Origin of the sequence: Paenibacillus radicis (ex Xue et al. 2023) (assembly GCF_024722015.1) — a bacterium.
Taxonomy (GTDB): Bacteria; Bacillota; Bacilli; order Paenibacillales; family NBRC-103111; genus Paenibacillus_S.
This window is the reverse complement of record NZ_JANQBD010000027.1, coordinates 60,281-80,830: the sequence shown is the minus strand read 5'-3', so window position 1 is coordinate 80,830 and position 20,550 is coordinate 60,281. Positions and strand designations below refer to the sequence as shown.

The window sequence follows — 20,550 nt, the reverse complement described above, 5'->3', positions numbered from 1 at the left end:
TTAACCTTCAATCTTGATGCTTCTGGTTTTAGACTTAACAAAGCAATACAGCATAATCCCGAGTGGAATAGCTGTAATTGTAACTATTTTACAAGGTGATTCCTTGAGGAAGCTTCGGTTCTTGGCCATCAAACTACTCGACACATAATGTACGGACTGTTTAAACTTAAACAGCAAGCCAACAAAGGATAGCTTCATTAACTCCTTACGATAAAAAGCAAAACCTTGGGGATTTCTTCGATATTGATTTAGCATGTTCTTCGTTGAACCATCAGGCAAATATTCCACACAGCATAAAACCTCATTCATTAGAAGCATTTCATATTGCTCATCAAGCATGTAATATTTATAAGCCAATCCCACATATTTTTCATTTCGGAAAAGAGGATATGGGTAATTCCGTGTCAGTTCCGACCGATATACAAGCTTCTTATCACCCGTAACTCCATGCAGGTTATACAGATTAAAAAGGGTTGAGCTCTTTAATTGGTCTGGCATCCTGGAGCCGATCACCCGTCCATCCGTGTACGAATCAAGTCCTATTATTCCCCCCACTCTATCATTTCCATATTGATTCCAAAACGTAATGATTTTTTCAATTGCGTCATCCGGCATATAATCATCTGAATCAATGCATACATTTAATTCAGTAATGATGAGCTCATAAGCCGTATTATGTGCTCCATGCATTCCTTGATTCTCCTGCCAGTGATAGCTAATAGGTATGATATTCTCAGCTATCCAGCTGTTTACCAGCTCTTTCGTATGATCTGTGGAACCATCATCAATGATTAGCCACACAAATTTTTTGGATGTTTGACGTTTAAGACTCTCATAGCAATTTCCAAGACAATAGGCTCGATTATAAGTAGGAGTAAACACAGTCAACTGCTTCAATACATTCACCTCGACATCACTAAGTAAAAGTCTTGCGTCCGTTCTGCGATTTTTTTTATATCGTACCCTTTCTCGGATAACGTAGTGGCAGGTATATTTCGCGATAGTTTCTTCGCTGCTGCAAGTTTAATTTTATCAACCCAAATTTTACTGTTTAACAATGGATTGTATTCAATCAAACCAATTTCCATATCAACCTCCTGTGATATCACATCCGATATAACACAGGGAAGACCGGCTCCTTGCGCTTCTATAAGAGTGACAGGCAAACCCTCATGCACGGATGGAAATACGAATACATCGAATGCTTGTAGCAATCGATTGATATCATTGCGTACGCCAAGAAATTTTACTTTTTCCTCTAAATTCAAGTCAGCCACTTTTTTTTCAATATTTAAGCGTAATGGACCATCACCAGCTAATACGAGAATGGAATCCGGCTTCTCTTTACTCAGCTCCGCAAAAATGTCGATGAGAAAAGCATGGTTTTTCGGTTTATCAAATCTGCCGACATGCCCTACAACCAAATTAGTTTCAGAAATATGAAGTTCGTTTCTTACCTCTTGTTTGACCTGTAATGAAAAAGCAAACTGCTCCGGCACGATACCATTATTTAAGATAGAAATCTTATAAGTTTTTGTTGGAAACAGCCAATTGGCAGCTTTATTGGAGCATGCTAATAAATCCGTTGCATTAGGCAAGATGAACTGACCTGCAAACCATTTATAAATCTGCTTGGCTATTCCGCCCTCGCTTTTGGTGCTATGGCTATGTGCGATTCTCATAGGAATTCCGGCCTTTTTGGCTGAACGGAGCACCCATCCACTCATTTTATCCATATGGGAATGTACAACCTTATAAATAGGGTGCGCCGCAAAGAACTGATCCAAAGCTTTCAGATATCCAAAATGACCAATATCACTAACATATGGAATCCGATGGATCAACCCTCCCAGCTCCACTATTTCTGCGTCAAAAACACCACCATTACAGGTCAGGAAATCAAATTGAACCTTCGAGCGATCTATATTGCGATACAAATTCATTAAGAGGGTTTCTGCACCGCCACGGTTCATATTTACTACTACATGCAAAATCCTTATTGGACCGCCCACTTCACCACCTCCAATTCGTCCATAAAGCTGGCATATATATCGCTCTTCTCCACCATTACTTTGTTAATAGAATACATGCTCTCAATTCTGCTGCGACCTGAGCTTCCAAGCTTCATCCTCAAATCCTCATTACCTGCAAGGGCTCTAATCTTGTCAGACATTCCCGCTAAGTCATTCGGACTCATGACCCAGCCGTTCTCATCATTGCAAATCAGTTCTCTATGCCCTCTATTATCCGTCGCTACAACCGGTAAACCACAGGACATAGCTTCCATAATATTAACCGGCAAGCCCTCACGGAGACTGGAGGCGACAGCGACATCACACATCGGCAGTATCCCATCAATGTCCGTTCTATAGCCAAGAAAATCAACCCTGTCTGCAACACCCAGTTTATTGGCAAGCTCATAGCTTTCATTAAAAAGAGGCCCCTTACCAGCCAGCAAAAGCCGGGCATAAGGAACCTCTTGCTTAATAAGGGCCAAAGCCCTTATAAGAAGCTGTTGATTTTTATTCGCATTAAACTCTGCAGCATAGAACATAAGAAAATCTTCTGTTTTATAACCGTTTTTTTGCTTTAGCTCGGCTTTATAATCATCAGTCACCGGGCAAAATCGCATAGGATCGATCCCCACCCCATGAACCTTCTCAATTCGCCTCGCCTTAAACCCGTGCTGTATGCATAATTTGTAATCTTCATCATTAATCGTTATCAGGCAATCGGTATAATGAGCCAACAATTTCTCAATTGGATAATACAAAGCCCAGTTAATAAGAGGGGCTCCCTTGCAAAAATGAAACCCATGAGCCGTATAGATTACCTTGGTTCCTTGTTTTCTTGCTTGTCGTGCAGCCAAACGTGCAAGAGCTCCCCCCATTGGCGTATGACAATGAATGATCTCATATTCGTTTTTATCCATTATGGCTTTCAATTCACTATAAGCTTTAATATTTTCCTTTTTCAAAGGTGACCTTTGGATCGGTATGCTGTACTTCCTATCCGTATAGGGAAGCTCCAAATCACCGTTAGCAGCAACATGAACCTCCCAGCCCTGCTCTTTAAACCATTGCAGATAAGGCAAATGGAACGCTTTAAAATGAAAATCAACCGTTGCACAGAACAATACTTTTTTTGGCACCTCTATCACCCATTCGAAGTATTAACCCGTTAGATACAGGCTCACTTAATTAATTCTTTATCCAAAACCTTAGCCAGATAATCGAGTAAACCGTACCTGATGTCTTCACGCTGCAAGGCGAATTCAATTGTAGTCTGTATAAAACCCATCTTTTCCCCAACGTCATAACGAATACCTTCGAACTCGTAAGCATATACCGCCTCATGCAGATTCAATGCCGCAATAGCATCGGTCAGCTGTATTTCTCCCCCTGCCCCTGGAGCTTGATTGCCCAGAATGTCAAAAATCCGTGGGCTAAGAATATAACGGCCCATAATCGCAAGATTGGATGGAGCGTCTTCCTTCCTCGGCTTTTCAACCAGATGGCTGACCCCATAGAAGCGATCCTCTATCCTGATTCCATCTACAATACCGTACCGGGATACCTCATCATCGGGTACATGCTTAACTCCAATCACTGATGAATGATATCGCTCGTATTGCTCAATCATCTGCCTCAGACAAGGTTTATCGGCCTTGACAATATCATCGCCTAATAAAACAGCAAACGGTTCATTGCCGATAAACTTCCGAGCGCACCAAACGGCATGCCCCAGTCCCTTGGCTTCCTTCTGGCGAATATAATGGATATCAACCATTTTGGATGACTTCTGTACCTCGTTTAGTAAATCAAACTTCCCTTTCTCGAATAAATTTTGCTCCAGCTCAAATGAGTTATCGAAATGATCCTCAATAGCCCTTTTTCCTTTCCCGGTCACGATGAGAATATCTTCAATCCCTGATTCCATTGCTTCTTCTACAATGTATTGAATAGTGGGCTTATCAACAATCGGCAGCATCTCCTTGGGCATTGCCTTTGTTGCGGGAAGAAATCTTGTGCCAAGCCCTGCTGCTGGTATGATCGCTTTTCTTACCTTCATAAATAGGACACTCCTTTTTTATATAAAAGCTTAGCTGATGGATACCAGCTTTGGTGACACGCTATGTTTATTGTTCGCTAAATTAAGTAATTTCTCTCTTAGCTTGGGCTTCTCTAAAGTTGAATACGTAGAGATGATTTCGGCAATTTCTTCCATATACAAGTCCGCAGTTTTACCAATATAAATTTTGGGATGAACCTGCTGTTCATGAACCTCCCCTTTTTGCAGCAATTCCTCGAAGAGCTTTTCTCCCGGTCTCATTCCTGTAAATTCAATACCAATTTCCTCAATGGAATTGCCTGATAGTTTGATCAAGTTTTTGGCAAGATCAACAATTTTTACAGGTTCCCCCATATCGAGCACGAAAATCTCTCCGCCTTTTGCGAGTGAACCCGCTTGTATAACAAGCCTCGACGCTTCCGGAATCGTCATAAAGTAGCGAATCATATCCGGATGAGTAACCGTGACCGGTCCACCCTTTTGAATTTGTCTCTTAAATAATGGAATTACGCTCCCACGACTGCCTAATACATTCCCGAACCGAACGGCAACAAACTTTGTAAAGCTTGTTTTGTCGAAGTTCTGAATGATCATTTCAGCCAGCCTTTTCGTGGCCCCCATAACACTTGTTGGATTTACTGCCTTATCCGTGGAGATCATCACGAATATTTCCACACCATGCCGGTTAGCTGCTTTTGCAAGATTCATCGTTCCAATCACATTGTTTTTCACAGCTTCCTCGGGATTTCGTTCCATCAGAGGCACATGTTTATGAGCCGCAGCGTGGTATACAACTTGAGGCCGGTAGGTATTCATTATGGACATCATTTTATTAGCATCTTGTATGTCCGCAACTTCCGTTATAAATTTGATTTCTGTTTCCTGGAAAGTATCCTTCAGTTCCATTTCAATGGAATAAATGCTATTCTCCCCGTGGCCAAGTAAAATTAATTTTTCAGGATTAAACTTGCATATTTGCCGGCATATTTCCGAACCAATGGATCCTCCAGCACCCGTAACCAGAATCACCTTATTCGTAATATAGCCGGAAATACTGTCGATATGCAGGTCAACGGGTTCTCTCCCTAGCAAATCTTCAACCTGTACATCCCGGAATTGATTAACGGAAACTTTACCGGTCACCAGATCCTCCAGCATCGGAAGAATTTGCGCCTTGGCGTTTGTTTTCGCACATTCCTGAAAAATTCGATTCAATTCTTTTTTATTAAGCGAAGGAATCGCAATAATTATGTTATCAATGTTCAACTCTTGAACGGCACTTTCAATTCGATTAATTCCACCAAATACCGGAATGCCCAATATATCCAAATTATGTTTTTTGACATTATCATCAATAAAAGCGGTGGGCAATAATTCAGTATCATTATTCGTAATCAATTGCCTTGCAACCATAGTTCCTGCAGCACCCGCTCCGACAATCAGCGTTCGTTTCTTGTTGTGTACTTTTTTAATGTAGATATCCCGAATCATTCTCCAACAAAAACGCGAGCCTCCGATTAGCAAAATATGCAGCAGCCACGTTACAACAAGAAGTCGCAAGTAAATAGCTTGAACCATAATCTCCTGTACAATAGCTACGGTAACAATTGAAAAGGTGACCGCTTTAAAAATCATTAATAACTCGGATATGCTTGCATACTCCCAAGCCTTTTTATATAGCTTATAAATGATGGAAAAAACATGGTGACTAAGCAGGAGCATTATTGAACTAACTACTAATGGTAACGTTATAACATGAAAAGTAGCATTCACCAAAAATTGACTGAAGAAAATTGCGGTTAACACAATAAGCGAATCCATTAAGATTAATAACGGTAGCCTCTGCCGGTACGCCAATACAATCACCCTTTCGATTGATGCTAATTTGGTCCTTTAGTCAAATATAAATTCAAAATGAAATGAAAAAATTAAAGTTCTTAACTATAAGGTCTTTTCTGGTAAAAAACCCTATAGTTAAGAACTTTAAAAAGGGCATCCAACCCCACCTCACACCACACTTTCGACGACTCGCGTCTAAGGTATATTTCAACCCACAGCATGGTCGAGTACCTCCATTGATAACGATAAGGAGACATCACCGAATCATGATTGAAAATAGGCTAATGATTAAAATTCGTTATAGAGAACGATGTGTCAAAAAAAATTTGTCTTCTTTTATCCTATATCCATAATGTCTTAACCTGTTAATCATATACTAACTGTTATATATCGGTATAATAGTAAAATAGAACCAGTAATCTGTACCCTTATTGTAGTTCTTTATAAAGAACGTGTCAATACAAACTTTTGCTTTCATAGTGCATATTCTCCAGCCATTTACACATAAAAAAAACGTCGGCAAGCCGACGGAACAGCAGCAAGCTGATTAGTAACAGTACCATCTTTCCCATATATCATACGACTCCAGGTTTTTATCATTCCAATCTTTAAAGTTCCATTTCCAGTGCCAATCGTTTTTGTCTTTATTGTTTCCCCAATAGTTATACAAATCATCATTCCGTCCATGATTTCCTAACAAGGATGAAATAAAAAGCTCAAAACTGCTTCTCTTGGCTTCTGACGAATTGCTTCCGTTCGATGCTGCAAAAGCCGAAGTTGGTACCATTAATGCACCAATAATAAGAGTTAGAAAAATGATTCTTTTCAGATTATGCATTGCCCTGACCTCCTTCCCTATAAAAAGTGACAAATGTTCGTTATTAAGAATTATACCTTAGTTTTACTAGTTTGAGAACGGAAAATTCACGATAATCTCTTATTTTCTCATTAAAATGTATGGATAACCCTAGGTATTGATCCAATTATTTCTCTGAGGCATAACATACGCTATATAAAATGGAAAAGAGGTGTGAAATTTATGATTGAGGTGAACGCTAATCTCGGTGATCTTAGTGACGTAGACCTAACTACCAAGCTTCCCTCTAATAATGATTCACTTACTTACGACAGTAAATCATCGAAGTGGATTCCCGTACCCGTTGGAGCCGGTGTAGTTTCCTCAGGTCCTGGTTCAACCTACACTATTGAATTGGACAGGTGGAAAATCAATAATGATGGAACCAATTCAGCTGGCACAACCAAAGGAATTAACGATGCTTTGGGATGGGCCAAAGCTCAAGGGTATAATCATGTATTTCTAAAAAGCGGAACCTATGCTTTACAAGCTGACCCTTCGACGCTTAATTGCATAGTCCTTTACAGCAACTTTCATTTCGAAATGGAGAATGGCTGTGTACTAAAGCTTGATGCCAATTCATCCCCTTATTACAATATTTTTTTATTGAAGGGGCTAAGTAATACAAAGCTTACGGGTGGAAAGATTATCGGGGACAGACCCTCCCATATTTATCAGATCGGTGTTAAATTCGTTAGAGGCGGAGTAAATCCTGATGGTTCACTAAATGATGATCCCAATTTTATCCGCAGTGAAACCATCGACCGATATGCGAACCCTGGACTGCTAAGCAAGTTTCGACTATGGAGTATAGATGGAGTTACAGCGCCAGGCTATAACTTTTATCAGTACAAGGATACGGTATCCAGCAGCACCTTCGTAAATTATCGAAATAATGGCTTGTTTGCACCATCGGCACCGACAGGTCGCGGATGGTTCGATGTCATTGATAAGGCAAATAAAATGGTGTTTACCATTAATATTGCTAGCTCTCCCTTGACTGCTGAACAGCTGGCTCAAATCAATGCAAAAGTGGATAATGAGAGCTGGACGCATGAATGGGGGGAAGGCATAAGCATATCAGGTTCTAATTATGTTGAAATTAGCGACGTAGAAATATGCGATTGCACAGGGGACGCCATAATTACGACCATATTGGATCACAGGGAAGATCCTAGTCTATATACACAAGAAGAGATGGGTTCCCACATCTATATTCACGATTGCGATCTCCATAATTGCAGAAGGCAAGGAATTTCTCTTGCAGGCTCCAACGACACTTATATATACAACAATAATATTCACAATATTGGTCAAGCTGACGATGGAACCGTAGATGGAACGCAGCCCATGTTTGGCATCGATATTGAGTCAATGTGGTCTGAAACCAATATTCCGACCTGGAGACCTGAATTAAACCAGACTGGCTTCGAGCTCAACACCAGAATCTATGTTTATAACAATTATATCCACAGCAACCAAAATGGCCATTTTGTAAATGCTGACGGAATAAATGTAACCATAGAAGGCAATACCTTCGAGGGCTGGAACGTTGGCGGAATTACCTCCTATTCAGCTAACTGGTATGTGAAGTATTTGAACAACACCTTTATATCAACTGAGCTGATGGTTCAAGGAGATAATTTCGTAAATGGAGCGGATTGCAGAGGCGCTAACATTAAGCTGTTCGATATTTCAGGTGCATATATTCAGAACTGTCATATTCAGAATGGCACTTTTTATGGCTATGAAGCGAATGGATATTTTGGAACACCGGCCAAAGTTGATGTGCCGAGTGGAGTCTTCACATATACAGCACCTCACGGAATGGGCAATGGCGCCAAAGTATGCTTCGAGCAATGGGTAGGAACGGTTCCTGCAGGAATCAGTGTCGATAAACTGTACTATACCGTTAATGTTACCTCTACAAGCTTCCAGGTAGCAGAGAATAAGAGTGGAACTCCTGTTGCTATTACTGATGCGGGAGTGGGCGGATTCAATATAAGCCGCTATAATTACGGGCGTGTATATATATCGGATATTGTAGTAGAAAGAGACTGGCTTGACAGCACTACAACCGGAGAGACCCGATTCAATCTGACCTTATCTGGTGGCGTAGTGAAAAATGTCACGGCTAAAAATGCGGACCTGACGGTTGTTGCGGTTGAAAATTATGTAGGCCGGCCTAATACACTTGATGAAATTACAGTTATTGAGGATACCGCTATCTTCGGAGCATGCATTTTAACTAATGGCACATTCATACGCACGAAAACAAAAGCTATGGGCGGAGACGTCTACTTCGGCCAAAACAATCCACTCTTTTCACGGAAAGTTATCGCGAGCAACTGTATGTTCCAGAATGTGCAGGTACGGTTCGAGGGGAATGCGACCAACAACAACAGCACCTATTTGAATTGTATCATCGATAAATCTGACAATAATTACTCCGCCGCACTTACCAGCAGCTATCTGGAAGATACGTCCATTGGCTTTCACTGGTTAACACAACCAAATTCGATGACAATTGCTAAATGTGTGTTCAAAAATGTAACAACAGCAACTAATGCCAGCACTTTAATGATAGATAACACAACTATATAGGCTATTCTTTTATATAACCATTCGGGGGGCTGGCAGTACCAGATCATATTCGGTGCCGCAGCTCCCTTCACATTAAGCTAACTTTGAACCATTTAGACCACAGATAACTTGGAGAAGATATCCATTATCATCGTTTTTGCTCTTCTCTTTTTGTACATTTTTTTCCCCATTTCATATAAATAATCGATGTCCTTATCTTTTATTGCATTTAAATACTCCTGTGGAAAATAGGCGACGGAACCTTCGTTAACCAAACATTCACTTACACATTCATTCGACACATATTCGGTTATGGTATCTTTAATTTTAGTTTCACTCAGCTTGCTGTTGATTATGTTGCACAAACAAGTCCTGAACGTATTCAACAGCATAATACTAATTCCATTGTATTGCTTCTGTTTAGTATCTAAATAATATTCATGGATGACTTCCTTTTGTATTCGATAGCCATTAATCATATCATCAAACAAATAGGACATATATTTGCTTGTAGATCCACCCACTCTGTAATAATACAATGCTTGGTCAATTACCTTGACTCTATTCGTATGAACGAGTATTTCCAGATTATAAAACAGGTCCTCCCCCAGAAAGCATATGCGATCCAAATATTTTCCGTTATTGATCAGCAGCTCTCTTTTATACAGCTTGCCGCATAATGACGATGGGAATGAATGCCCATAGAAATAGGAGGTCACCAGGTCTCTCATAATGGCATCTTTATTATAAAGCCTGTCTTCATAAAAATATTGGTTGTCATTTTTTCTTTTGATTAGCGCTCCTCGGCCTAAAACTTTATACATATTGCAAACTGAAATATCTGCTGAGCTTTCCATACATTTATTGTAGAGGACATCCACCGTATTTTTATCGAGCCAATCATCGGCATCTACAAACATAACGAATTCAGAGGTTGAAGCCTCTACCCCCGTTCTCCGAGCAGCAATACACCCCCCATTTTTCTTGTCAATAATGACTATCCGTCCATCTTCTTTTTGATACTTTCTGCATACCTCCAAGCTATTATCGGTTGAACCGTCATTCACCAACATCACTTCAATATCTATGAACGTTTGGCTTAGTATTGATTTAATGCATTTATCGAGTCTTTTTCCTTTTCCTGCATTATAGATAGGCACTACTACACTCACTTTGCTCAAAAGCAAGACCTCCCCAATACAAACCTTGGTTATAAGTAATTTTTTATGAATTTGGTGAATTTAAAATAATTGTTTTTACCCATCGAAATTTTAAGTGCTCTAATAATCCAACCCGTTATTTTAATTCTTAATCGTCTTTTTTGAGGGAGCCATGAACCAGCAAAATGATGAATAACATGTGAATTGTAAGTAAGCTGCATTTCTCCTGTCATCCAGTTTTTGGGGCAAAAGTAATCACTCGGATAAATATGTACTTCATCCTTTAAAATTTGCATATGGTTTCCTATTACTAAATTGTACTCATCCTTAGTGATGCTAGTTATAACACTTGTATTGGTCGTTACATCCATGCTTCCATCGCTTTTATAGAAAACATGGTTTTTGTAAAAATCTAAAAGTCTGCCTACCCAAGGATGTCCTTTTGCACTCCCCATAATGCCTGTTGGTATATATTCATTACTTTCAAAGCCAGAAAAAGCGGATGTATCCAGAAATTTATCCAGACTTTTTAACACCTCAACATCCGTGTCCATGTATATGCCGCCATGATAGTAAATAACGTGAAGTCTGACATAGTCCGTAACGAAGGCATATTTCCCGGCATCATAAGCCTGCTTACAGTAAAGGTTGACATTTACATCAAAGTTATCTTCATTCCACTCTATAATCTGATAGTCAGGCAAATGCTTTCTCCAGCTGCTAATACATTTATAAGCCTGTGACGGCTTTTTTCCGCGGCCAAACCAGCAATAGTGTATGATTTTGGGAATAGGCATTTCCAATTAAATGACCTCCATATTATTTTCTTCTGCGTCCCTGAACTGAAACTCATTGAACATCACCAGATAAATCTCGTCTTTGCATTCGCTTAATTTTCTTCTGGAAGTTACCCACAATAGTAAGAAATACTCCAAACAAATATTTAAACTCTTCAGTACGATAGAAAATGATTACATAAATCACGTTGGGTAAAACAATTCCGACCAGTGCCTTCAGCAATAAAGGTACTAGATGATCAGCCGTGATCATATTGCACAGCACGCTTGTAACCAGACATGTTCCCAAACCAACGGCTGCGAAGTAACCGTATCTAACAAAGTAACGCAGCAGCGGCTTATGGAACACTTTTTTATAAACGTAATAAGGCGTAGTCCAGAACGGAACGGCTATAGCACTGATGAGTGTTCCGATGAAGACTCCTGGCAATCCTAATTCATGTACCAACCATATTGAAAATCCAAGGTTAATTGCCGCTTGATATAACGGTACGTACCTATCTTCATGAAAAATACCTGCTGTTGTTTTTAATGTAGTAATAGCATTTCTCATGCCCCGCTCATAGAAAGTAATCATTAACACGACTAAAATCGTCTTCCCCATAATGAATGAGGAGCCGATCCATAATGAGATAAAGGGCTCAATAATGATATAAAGAAATATGGAGAAAAGAGAGTACAACCAAAAATTAAGCAGCCAATAAACCTTAAACAAACTATATATTTTTTCTTTATTTTCGTTGGCGACTAAGTTCCCTATGCTGTGATATATATTGTTAAAAACTTGATTAATAAAGGTTCTGCATATATCGATCAACATATTATAGTTTGAATACAGTCCGACTGCCGTTACGCTCACAAATGAAGAGATAATGATGTTGTCTGTACCAAAGATCAGATAGGTACCTATATTTTGCAGCATAATGGCCTTAACATTTTTGATAATGTCTTTCTTGACGACAGCATCTAATGTAGCTACCAGCTTTTCCTTCAAGAAGGGATACATTCGATCAACTATTACGGATAAGATGACGCTATTAATTATTGTAATCAGGCTTTCAACAATTAAATATAAAATATAATTTTGAGTCGTATTCAGGATCCATATTTTTAAGGATGTAGAGACAATCGCCGATACCGAAAAAAGCCCTGTTATAATATAGCTTTTCTGGCAAACATTGAGGAACGAGCTTTTATGCTGAAAGAAGTAGGGGGCCACGGTATTGATCAAAAAAATGAGATAGATCAAGTAAATCTGATCAACGCTAGTATCTTTGACAAAATACTTCAGAAATGGCATCATCGCGAGTCCCAGCACTAAAATGACCAGGGCTATGACCAAATACGCCTTTTTATACAGCTTCATAAGCGCATTGATTTTCTCTTTGTCATTTTCCGCCACCGGCTTGTAAAGGCTGTACACAATACTCGAACCAATACCTACCTCAGCCAAGGAAAGCATAGCCAAAATATTCGTGAACAGTCCATTTACCCCTAAATATTCAATGCCAAGGCTATTAATAAACACTGTACGTGAAAAAAAGCTTAGCAGCGTAATAATAAGCTGACTGCCTAAGCCGGTGGAAATATTAAGAACAGAATGTTTTACTCTCATCGTTTCTCCGTACTCTCATTGATATTTATAAATCATATCCAAAATCATTTTCTAATTCTTTTCTTATTGTATTCATCTGTTCTTGCGTTTTATAAGGCCAATAAGTATCGTAGACACGTTTATCAATTAAATTTTGCTTATGTCTATCCAAATAATCCGATGTTTTTCCAACGACTCTCGCCGGATTCCCTGCAACCACGCTATTGTCGGGAATATCCTTGGTAACAATCGAGCCAGCGGCAACCAAAACATCATTTCCAATCCTCACATTGCACAATACGACACTATTCCATCCAATAAACACTCGATCCCCAATCTTAACCCTTCCGATCTTCGACTTGCCCAAATAATACTTAGTACTTGCATCATGAGCCAATATGGAGCTGTTCGTTATGGTTACATCATCGCCTATCTCAATGAGCCAGCAATGACCATAATCGATATGACTGTTAAAAAAGTTAAAATTTTTTCCAACCTTCAGCCCTCTTTCCTTTAACACCTCGATTTCTGTTTTGGGAAACCATTTATTCCTAATTCGAGCTTTTACCGAAGTCACCAATCTTGCTATCAACTCAATCACCCACTCTAGATTATCTATTTTGATATAAATTAATTTGTCTGATACAGAAGCCCTGGGTAAAAGGAAGTATGTTAAACAACATGGAGTATACACCTATATCCTTCGTATCCCCCTGCGAGAAATCGACTTCTCCGTTTCGTCTGGTCACTCTCATCAAATATTGAATCGCTTTATCCGCACTATCTAGACAAGGTGTTGCAATCTCCTCTATCTTGGCTGCATTTAACAAGAACCAGCCCAATGTCGCAGTGGTTGAAGAATCCGGCCTGCATTCCCCCCTCGCAACCGTCCAGTTCCAATTTCCCTGATCCTGCTGAAACGCAATCGCTGCTTTGGCGAACCTCTTCACACTTTCCTCCATAACCGGTTTATATTCATGGTCTGGGGGCAGCTCATTCCAGGCATCAATAAGGCCTATGGCGAACCAACCCAGCCCTCTTCCCCACCCGTATAAGCCAAGTGGAGCTTTATTTTCGACTTGGTAAGCATGGCTTGGAATATAATGCTGCTCCAGCATTCCGTATTCTTCGTACGCTTTAATTTGCTTGACAGCGAGCTCCACACATTCCTTCTTTTGATAGCGGATGCCGTAGGCAACTAAAAAAGGACAAATAAAACCAATAGTATCCACATATCTATAGTTTTTCATAAATTTGCGATATTGTACGGTGCCTTCATCCCCGATATGCTCTTGAATCATCTCCCAAGTGGAATCAAAGGCTTTTTTATAGAAATCCGGATTAATAAAGCCTAATGTAATTACGGCATAAGCAAGAATAGCCCCGTCTACTTCCTTAGGCATTTGGAGCCACTGGCCGGTCCGATCGAATTTCGAGCTCAAAAACTTCTTCAGCTCCCGTTCGACCTCCTGATCCTTATTCGTTTTTAAATACTCCGACAGACCTAGCAGCAATGAGGCTTCTTGCCAATGCTGTATGGCGTGCTTCGTATAATTTCCCTTCAGCATATCGATGACAACCCATCTCGTATTGTCCGTCACCTTAATCTTGGGTGTTGTATTAAGCCACTTGGCGCCAATCCGAGTTATCGATTTATTCCATGCCTGTTTGTCCTGATACCTGCCAATATGAATTCGGTACAACCAATCTTTCCCTAATGGAACCAGATCAATGAGAATAACCACGCACACAATACCCAAAAGCAGAAGGCTTATGATTTGCATAACACTTAATCTTTCCTTTCTTGACTACTTGAATAACGCATATAATTTGTGAATCTCCGATTCCGTTCCCAGCTTTTCTTTGGACAAATTTGCTTTAAAATGTTCCCTTAACTGCTCATCGTCTATTAACGCTTTAATGCCTTCAAAAACCGATCTGGGATTCATTTCAACAATTAATCCATTCTCCTTATCATTGATTTGATCTTTGGCTGTATTAAAATTAGTTACAACTATGGGCTTATGCAATATCTTGGCTTCATCTACGGCTATAGACTTCCCTTCAAACCGCGAAGGCTGCACGTAAATATCGGCGGCTTTAATATAAGGATATGGATTTTCCTTGTTTCCGAGCAAGTTGAAAATTCCTTGAAGGCCGTTCTCCTCGATCAGCTGCTCAAGCTTACCTCTCTCTTCACCTTCGCCAATTACATACCACTTTACATTGTAACCATTCTGAACAAGCTCTCTGCAGGCTTCAATAGCAAGCGTAAAGCCTTTTTGATCATTGAGCCTGCCTACTGAAACCAATTTGATGGTATGATCGCTTATGTCCGTCTTTTCTAACGATAAATTATGGATGGCCGCAGGAGATACGATGTTGTACATAATTTTTACTTTGCGTTCATACATAGGAAATCTTTTTTTTAGAATATTACCGCATTCCTCGGATACAGTGACCAGATGATCCAACTGTTCGAAATAAGCTTGATCCAAGTACGGATCCATTCCAAGCTTGTCGTAGTCATTATGGATAAATCCTATTTTCTTGGCTGCTTTTACTTTATCAATGCAAAAATAGATGGGGTTTTTCTCCAGATACCCCACAGCGATATCATAGCTTTGATCTATGTTTTTCAACGACTTCGATATGTATTTCCAAACCCTTTGCTGACATCGAACTCTCTTCTTTTCGGTTTTATAAATATAACCCGCACGAATTCTGGATAGAGCCATATTAACTCTGCCTCGTTTCAGGCAGTCTAACACGGCATGCTTTACAGGCATATCATAGTAACGGTACTCACGCTGTTCTTTCAACAAATTCACCTGGTCCGGAATTTTTCCCAGGAACAATCCTGTATGCTCGAACAAAAACAGATCAACCTCATATTCCGTATAATCCATCGTCTCTAATAAAGAGATAAGAGCCTTCTCCGCCCCGCCGCAGCTTAAATTATTGATAACAAAAAGCACTTTTTTCTTCATAGCTTCTCACCTGTTCAGAAGATTGTAGAACTTATGTATCTCTTCTTCCGTTCCTAATTTTAAACTCGCCAAGTTCAAGCTCAGCTTACTTCTCAAGCTTGTATCATTAATCAGCTTCTCAATCCCGACAGCCATGGCATCCGCATTCATATCGACAATCAGTCCATCCGTTCCATCATTAATCTGATCCTTCGCCGTATTGAAATTCGTAACTATAATCGGCTTGTGCAATATTTTGGCCTCATCGATAGCTATTGACTTTCCTTCAAATCTGGAGGTTTGAGCATAGATATCGGTTTGTTTCAAATAAGGGTAGGGATTCGTTTTTAAGCCCAGTAATTTAAAATGATTTTCCAATTGATTTTGCTCAATTAACTGCGTCAACTTTTCCCTTTCTTCGCCGTCGCCAATAATGTTCCACTTTATTTTATAGCCACGATCAATCAGCTTCCTGCAAGCCTCAACCGCTATTTCAAAAGCTTTTTGATAATGCAGCCGACCGATGGAAAGAATGTTGAATTCATCATCCTTGCGGTTGAATACATCGTTATTATCCTGATTGGCCATTTGATAGATCATCGTTGGCGAAACAATGTTATAAATAACCTTCACCTTATTTTTTTGATCGGGAAATCGGTTTTTGAGTATTTGGGCACATTCCTCTGACACCGTAACGATGCTATCCATATGCTCAAAATACTTGTGGTCGAATTGAGGATCCATACCGAGCTGATCATAATCAATATGCACCCAACCTATTTTCTTGGCAGCATCTACTTTATCCACACAATAATAGCTTGCCGTCTTCTCCAGAAATCCAATGGCTACATCATATTTCTTCTCATTTTTAGTTAATGATTTAGCAAGGTATTTCCAATTGTACTGCTCTCTTTGGGAAACGTTAGAGATGTTTCTATGCCTCAAGGAAAACATCAACCGGTTATAGGCCAAGCTGACCTTTCCCTTCAGTAGAAGCTTCTTGACAGCTTGTAATAAAGGCAGAGTAAACAACTGAAAGTTCTCCGATATTGGGATAAGCCGCACTTCCTTCGGGATAAACTCCAGGAATAGGCCACTATGATACAATAAAAACAAGTCCACATTGTACAGATTGTAATCGATCTTGCTCAGCAAGGTGACCAAGCTTTTCTCTCCACCGCCCGAGGTCAAGTTGGGCATAATAAACAGTAAATTTTTTTTCATCATATACCTCAATTTTTATTGAATTAGCTTATCTAAATACTCTACTGCTTTGTAGGACATTTTCTTAATATTAGGAATAGATTTTTGCAGCTTTCGTCTGATTTCCTTTTCCTCTCTTACCATTTCATCAAACTTGGATTTAAGCTTGCTGCTATTCGATATTTCATCTATGCTTAATACCAATTTCTCTTCACCGAAAATATCTTTGGATATACCTTTGGACTTAACACTGTAGCCTAACACCATGGTTGGAACAAAGTTGGAGTAAGCTGCTATTGTCGCATGAGTTCGGGCACCTACAAAAAACCTCATTCGTGAGATAAATCCCTTATATTGAATGGCATTTAAATGATTAGGCAAAAGAAGAACCCTGCTATTGGTTTTAAATTGCTCATAATAATTGTGAAGAATTTCATAGTCATTATTGCCGTCTTCCATAACATGCGGGGTCAGCGCGATCGTCATATCCGTAGTAGATAAAATATGGTTGATAAGGTCTTTAACCGCCGTTTGTGATTCCTTATTTCTTTTCCAAACCAAGGGGCTGAAATTAAGACCTACCGTGTTCCCCACCTGCCAGCCCTCCGGCAGCTCCAGCTCTTCCTTCTCCATGGTAAAAGCGGAATCCGCACAAAGCTTCACATTCTTTAAGCCTTTGCTTTTCAGCATAAGGTAAGTCAGGCTTTCACGCGCCAGTATCAAATCAAACTGCTTAAGATCCTGAAGCTTCCTGTCCGACATGTCCTCTGGACCGATCGAGCAGCCCCATAAGACAAGCTTTTTACCTTGGGCTTTCACCCGTCGATTGATCTCATACCAACCAGGCTGTTCTCCGTAGCAGTAATTATCCCCGCCTATCGATAAACATACATCCATGTTATGAATATGCTTAACAATATTGTTGTGGATTTTACCCAATGCATAAGTCTCGTCATTAAAAAGCTTCACTTTCACTGCGGAAAATAACCATTCATACGAATATTTTTTAATCCCGCTAGCAGATCCATCGTAGATTCCATCGAGCTTGGAAATCATTTCATCGGTTTCAGGCTTTCCTGATGCCAGATAGACCTGAGCGCCATTTATTTTCTCTTTAATCAAGCTCGTTGAAGACCGTACAATAGCCTCACATCCTCTATTCAGGCTTCCGTCGTGCGCAAACATCATTATTTTCATTTCATCTGCCCCTTCCATCCCTGTTTCTAAGTCTGCTGTAAGCTGTAACGCAATATAATCCGACAGCAGATTGACTTCGGATCATGTCTGTTACTAATTTTTCATATCTCGCTGAAGTGCTGTAGCTTTCGCTGTAATAGACGGATAATGCATCTCTGACATATTTATTACTAATCATATTTTTGACATACGTATATCTTTGGTTGAAGCTTATTTCCTTGGACGGAATAAAATAAATATGAATGTACGACATTACGCTTCGTATAAGCTTGATGGACTTTAGCCGATAAAGCTTAACCCTATCGAGTTTACCTGTATGGATTTCAGGCAATTCCAGCTTGAACACTTCAAGCGCTCGTTCAAAATAATCCTTTTCCATCAAGTTTCTTGTTGCGCTTCCCGCTACTTCCCGGTAATAATAGCCTGAATAATCGATATATTTCATATTGAGGGCATAACTAAAAAAAAGCATGTTAAACATACCATCCTCGCCCAAAGCAACCTTCTCTGGAAAGGATAAGTTATGTTCTTTTATTATTTGTTGTCTGTAGATTTTATTACATGCGGTATTTAAATTATCCGTCTTGATGAAGTAGGGCAGCATCTCCTCTTCTATGTATGCTCGCGGAAGAACCACATTGTCAGGAAACAGATATTTGTAGCTAACCCTATGTCCATCTAGCTCACCTTCAAAATTGGAAATCACTACATCGCAATCGCCTTGTTTGGCCGCATTGTATAAGGTTTCATACATATCCGGTTTAATATAGTCGTCAGCATCTACAAATCCCGTATATTCTCCAGCAGCTATTTGCAGCCCCCTATTCCTCGCTATGCTCACACCTTGATTTGCTTGATTGATCAGCTTAATTCTCGTGCTGCTGTTCATATAGCTCTCGATAATTTGTCTGCTGTTATCCGTCGAGCCATCATTGATAAATATGAATTCACATTCCTGCAGCGTCTGATTCAATAGCGACTCTATACATTCGGAGATATATGCATCTGCATTGTATACAGGAATTATTACACTAACCTTGTACATCGTTATATCACACCTTTGCTAAGCCTTACATCCTCCATGATTTCGTACAGCTTATCCAGCTCGAATGTATTGCTATAATCCTTATCTTTTATTCGATCCGTTAGCGTTCTCCTTAATTCATCGTTTTCAACAAATTTCTGTACGCCTTCAACAATTCCATCGACACTTAATTCACAAATGTACCCGTCCACACCATCTTCAACTTGACTTTTCGCTGTCGGGTAATTAGTTATCAGTATAGGCTTTCCTAATATTTGGGCCTCCGTAACAGTAACGGCTTTCCCCTCATATCTGGAAGGCTGCACATATAAATCACAGGCCTGGATATATGGATACGGGTTGGTTTGCTTCCCCAGCAGGATGAAGCTATCCTCCAATTTAAAACCAGCTATTATTTGTTTCAGTTCATTTTCATACCCGCCATAACCAATGACATACCATTTAATATTCGTATATCCTTTAACATGAAGCTTCTTCAAGGCTTCAACCGCCATATCAAAGCCTTTCACAAAGGACAATCGGCCCACGGATACAATATGAAAAGCCTCAGCTGTATTCTTAGGGATAGAGTTGGTCTCCGCAGCCATTTTTTTAATGAATGCAGGTGAAGTTATGTTTTCCACCACTATCACTTTTTTTTCCAGAGAAGGATATACCGTCAGAAAGGAGCTGCTGCAAGCCTCCGAAACCGCCGCTATGGAATCAAATTTATTCCAAACATTCAAATCCAGTTTATTATCGATTTCCAGCTCGCTGTAATCGGTATGAATCCAGGCAATTTTCCTATCCGCCGTTACTTTTTGAGCAATGAGGTCATGAGGCCATGCGTAGCTGATGGCGAGATCATACTTCTGAGCTATTTTGGGCATCCAATAAGAGGTGTACTTGGAAACAAGCTGCATTTGAATATACCCGGAGCCTTCTTTCAAATTTCTGAACAAAGCTTTAATTTTGGCTATATATTTGCACAAGACTCTTATGATCGAGGTCGAATAATGGCCTTCTTTTATACATTGAAGTATGGGCTTTCTATAAACCGAGTAGTTGTGGATTTGCGGCAGCACATGAACTTGCTTAGGTATTAGGCTCATGAAGTCACCTGCATGATTACAAATGAATAAATCGACCTTATACCTGTCATAATCAAAGCTTTCCAGCATGTTAATTAAGCTTCTTTCAATACCGCCAATTTCCATATCATAAACAGAAATTAAAATATTCTTCTTCATATTTTTC

Annotated in this window: 17 protein-coding genes; 1 reads left to right on the top strand and 16 read right to left on the bottom strand. The window is 39.7% G+C overall.

All coding sequences use genetic code 11. The features are described from left to right. The 6 genes from NV381_RS29785 to NV381_RS29760 all read right to left on the bottom strand — a co-directional run bounded on the left by NV381_RS29785 (position 1) and on the right by NV381_RS29760 (position 6,748). Positions 1-897 (bottom strand): glycosyltransferase family 2 protein, encoded by an 897-nt coding sequence (locus NV381_RS29785; RefSeq protein WP_258216949.1) that lies wholly within the window; start codon positions 895-897, stop codon positions 1-3. Between the two features lie 5 nt (positions 898-902). Further along, on the bottom strand, positions 903-2,012 hold the full coding sequence (locus NV381_RS29780) for a glycosyltransferase family 1 protein (protein ID WP_258216948.1): 1,110 nt from the start codon (positions 2,010-2,012) through the stop codon (positions 903-905). Further along, complete coding sequence (locus NV381_RS29775) at positions 1,997-3,151, bottom strand: glycosyltransferase family 4 protein (protein WP_258216947.1); 1,155 nt, start codon at positions 3,149-3,151, stop codon at positions 1,997-1,999. Before NV381_RS29775 ends, NV381_RS29780 begins: the two co-directional genes overlap by 16 nt. Positions 3,152-3,192: 41 nt before the next feature. Beyond that, complete coding sequence (gene galU / locus NV381_RS29770) at positions 3,193-4,071, bottom strand: UTP--glucose-1-phosphate uridylyltransferase GalU (protein ID WP_258216946.1); 879 nt, start codon at positions 4,069-4,071, stop codon at positions 3,193-3,195. A gap of 30 nt (positions 4,072-4,101) precedes the next feature. After that, entirely contained in the window at positions 4,102-5,928 is a 1,827-nt protein-coding gene (locus NV381_RS29765) for a polysaccharide biosynthesis protein (protein ID WP_258216945.1), read from the bottom strand. Positions 5,929-6,457: 529 nt separating this feature from the next. Continuing rightward, positions 6,458-6,748, bottom strand: a complete 291-nt coding sequence (locus tag NV381_RS29760; RefSeq protein ID WP_258216944.1) for a hypothetical protein — start codon at positions 6,746-6,748, stop codon at positions 6,458-6,460. 201 nt (positions 6,749-6,949) lie between these two features. On the opposite strand from NV381_RS29760, the gene NV381_RS29755 reads away from it, so the two are divergent. After that, a complete protein-coding gene (locus tag NV381_RS29755; protein ID WP_258216943.1) occupies positions 6,950-9,370 on the top strand; it encodes a right-handed parallel beta-helix repeat-containing protein in 2,421 nt (806 codons plus the stop codon). Positions 9,371-9,462: 92 nt separating this feature from the next. Here the strand turns inward: NV381_RS29755 and NV381_RS29750 are convergent, their stop codons facing one another. Genes NV381_RS29750 through NV381_RS29705 form a run of 10 tightly spaced genes read right to left on the bottom strand, consistent with a single transcriptional unit; the run spans position 9,463 to position 20,543 of the window. Continuing rightward, positions 9,463-10,521, bottom strand: a complete 1,059-nt coding sequence (locus tag NV381_RS29750) for a glycosyltransferase family 2 protein (RefSeq protein WP_258216988.1) — start codon at positions 10,519-10,521, stop codon at positions 9,463-9,465. 38 nt (positions 10,522-10,559) lie between these two features. Further along, positions 10,560-11,306, bottom strand: a complete 747-nt coding sequence (locus NV381_RS29745) for a glycosyltransferase family 32 protein (protein ID WP_258216987.1) — start codon at positions 11,304-11,306, stop codon at positions 10,560-10,562. Between the two features lie 52 nt (positions 11,307-11,358). Further along, a complete protein-coding gene (locus NV381_RS29740; RefSeq protein ID WP_258216942.1) occupies positions 11,359-12,921 on the bottom strand; it encodes a lipopolysaccharide biosynthesis protein in 1,563 nt (520 codons plus the stop codon). 25 nt (positions 12,922-12,946) lie between these two features. Continuing rightward, a complete protein-coding gene (locus NV381_RS29735) occupies positions 12,947-13,492 on the bottom strand; it encodes an acyltransferase (RefSeq protein ID WP_258216941.1) in 546 nt (181 codons plus the stop codon). Positions 13,493-13,511: 19 nt separating this feature from the next. After that, entirely contained in the window at positions 13,512-14,684 is a 1,173-nt protein-coding gene (locus tag NV381_RS29730) for a glycoside hydrolase family 88 protein (protein WP_258216940.1), read from the bottom strand. Between the two features lie 24 nt (positions 14,685-14,708). Then, positions 14,709-15,890 (bottom strand): glycosyltransferase, encoded by a 1,182-nt coding sequence (locus NV381_RS29725; RefSeq protein ID WP_258216939.1) that lies wholly within the window; start codon positions 15,888-15,890, stop codon positions 14,709-14,711. Positions 15,891-15,896: 6 nt separating this feature from the next. Further along, the gene (locus NV381_RS29720) at positions 15,897-17,093 is read right to left on the bottom strand and encodes a glycosyltransferase (RefSeq protein WP_258216938.1); all 1,197 of its coding nucleotides are present in this window, start codon (positions 17,091-17,093) and stop codon (positions 15,897-15,899) included. 15 nt (positions 17,094-17,108) lie between these two features. Then, positions 17,109-18,269, bottom strand: a complete 1,161-nt coding sequence (locus NV381_RS29715; RefSeq protein ID WP_258216937.1) for a polysaccharide pyruvyl transferase family protein — start codon at positions 18,267-18,269, stop codon at positions 17,109-17,111. Position 18,270: 1 nt separating this feature from the next. Beyond that, positions 18,271-19,314: a glycosyltransferase gene (locus tag NV381_RS29710; protein WP_258216936.1), complete on the bottom strand. Its 1,044-nt coding sequence runs from the start codon at positions 19,312-19,314 to the stop codon at positions 18,271-18,273. A 2-nt stretch (positions 19,315-19,316) separates the two neighbouring features. Next, positions 19,317-20,543 (bottom strand): glycosyltransferase, encoded by a 1,227-nt coding sequence (locus NV381_RS29705; RefSeq protein ID WP_258216935.1) that lies wholly within the window; start codon positions 20,541-20,543, stop codon positions 19,317-19,319. Positions 20,544-20,550 lie beyond the last annotated feature (7 nt).

Excerpts from the sequence above, each read along its gene's own strand:
- NV381_RS29710 (WP_258216936.1), bottom strand. The coding sequence starts at position 19,314 with ATGTACAAGGTTAGTGTAATAATTCCTGTATACAATGCAGATGCATAT.
- NV381_RS29760 (WP_258216944.1), bottom strand. The coding sequence starts at position 6,748 with ATGCATAATCTGAAAAGAATCATTTTTCTAACTCTTATTATTGGTGCA.
- NV381_RS29715 (WP_258216937.1), bottom strand. The coding sequence starts at position 18,269 with ATGAAAATAATGATGTTTGCGCACGACGGAAGCCTGAATAGAGGATGT.
- NV381_RS29730 (WP_258216940.1), bottom strand. The coding sequence starts at position 14,684 with ATGCAAATCATAAGCCTTCTGCTTTTGGGTATTGTGTGCGTGGTTATT.
- galU (WP_258216946.1), bottom strand. The coding sequence starts at position 4,071 with ATGAAGGTAAGAAAAGCGATCATACCAGCAGCAGGGCTTGGCACAAGA.
- NV381_RS29745 (WP_258216987.1), bottom strand. The coding sequence starts at position 11,306 with ATGCCTATTCCCAAAATCATACACTATTGCTGGTTTGGCCGCGGAAAA.
- NV381_RS29720 (WP_258216938.1), bottom strand. The coding sequence starts at position 17,093 with ATGAAAAAAAATTTACTGTTTATTATGCCCAACTTGACCTCGGGCGGT.
- NV381_RS29740 (WP_258216942.1), bottom strand. The coding sequence starts at position 12,921 with ATGAGAGTAAAACATTCTGTTCTTAATATTTCCACCGGCTTAGGCAGT.
- NV381_RS29705 (WP_258216935.1), bottom strand. The coding sequence starts at position 20,543 with ATGAAGAAGAATATTTTAATTTCTGTTTATGATATGGAAATTGGCGGT.
- NV381_RS29755 (WP_258216943.1), top strand. The coding sequence starts at position 6,950 with ATGATTGAGGTGAACGCTAATCTCGGTGATCTTAGTGACGTAGACCTA.
- NV381_RS29725 (WP_258216939.1), bottom strand. The coding sequence starts at position 15,890 with ATGAAGAAAAAAGTGCTTTTTGTTATCAATAATTTAAGCTGCGGCGGG.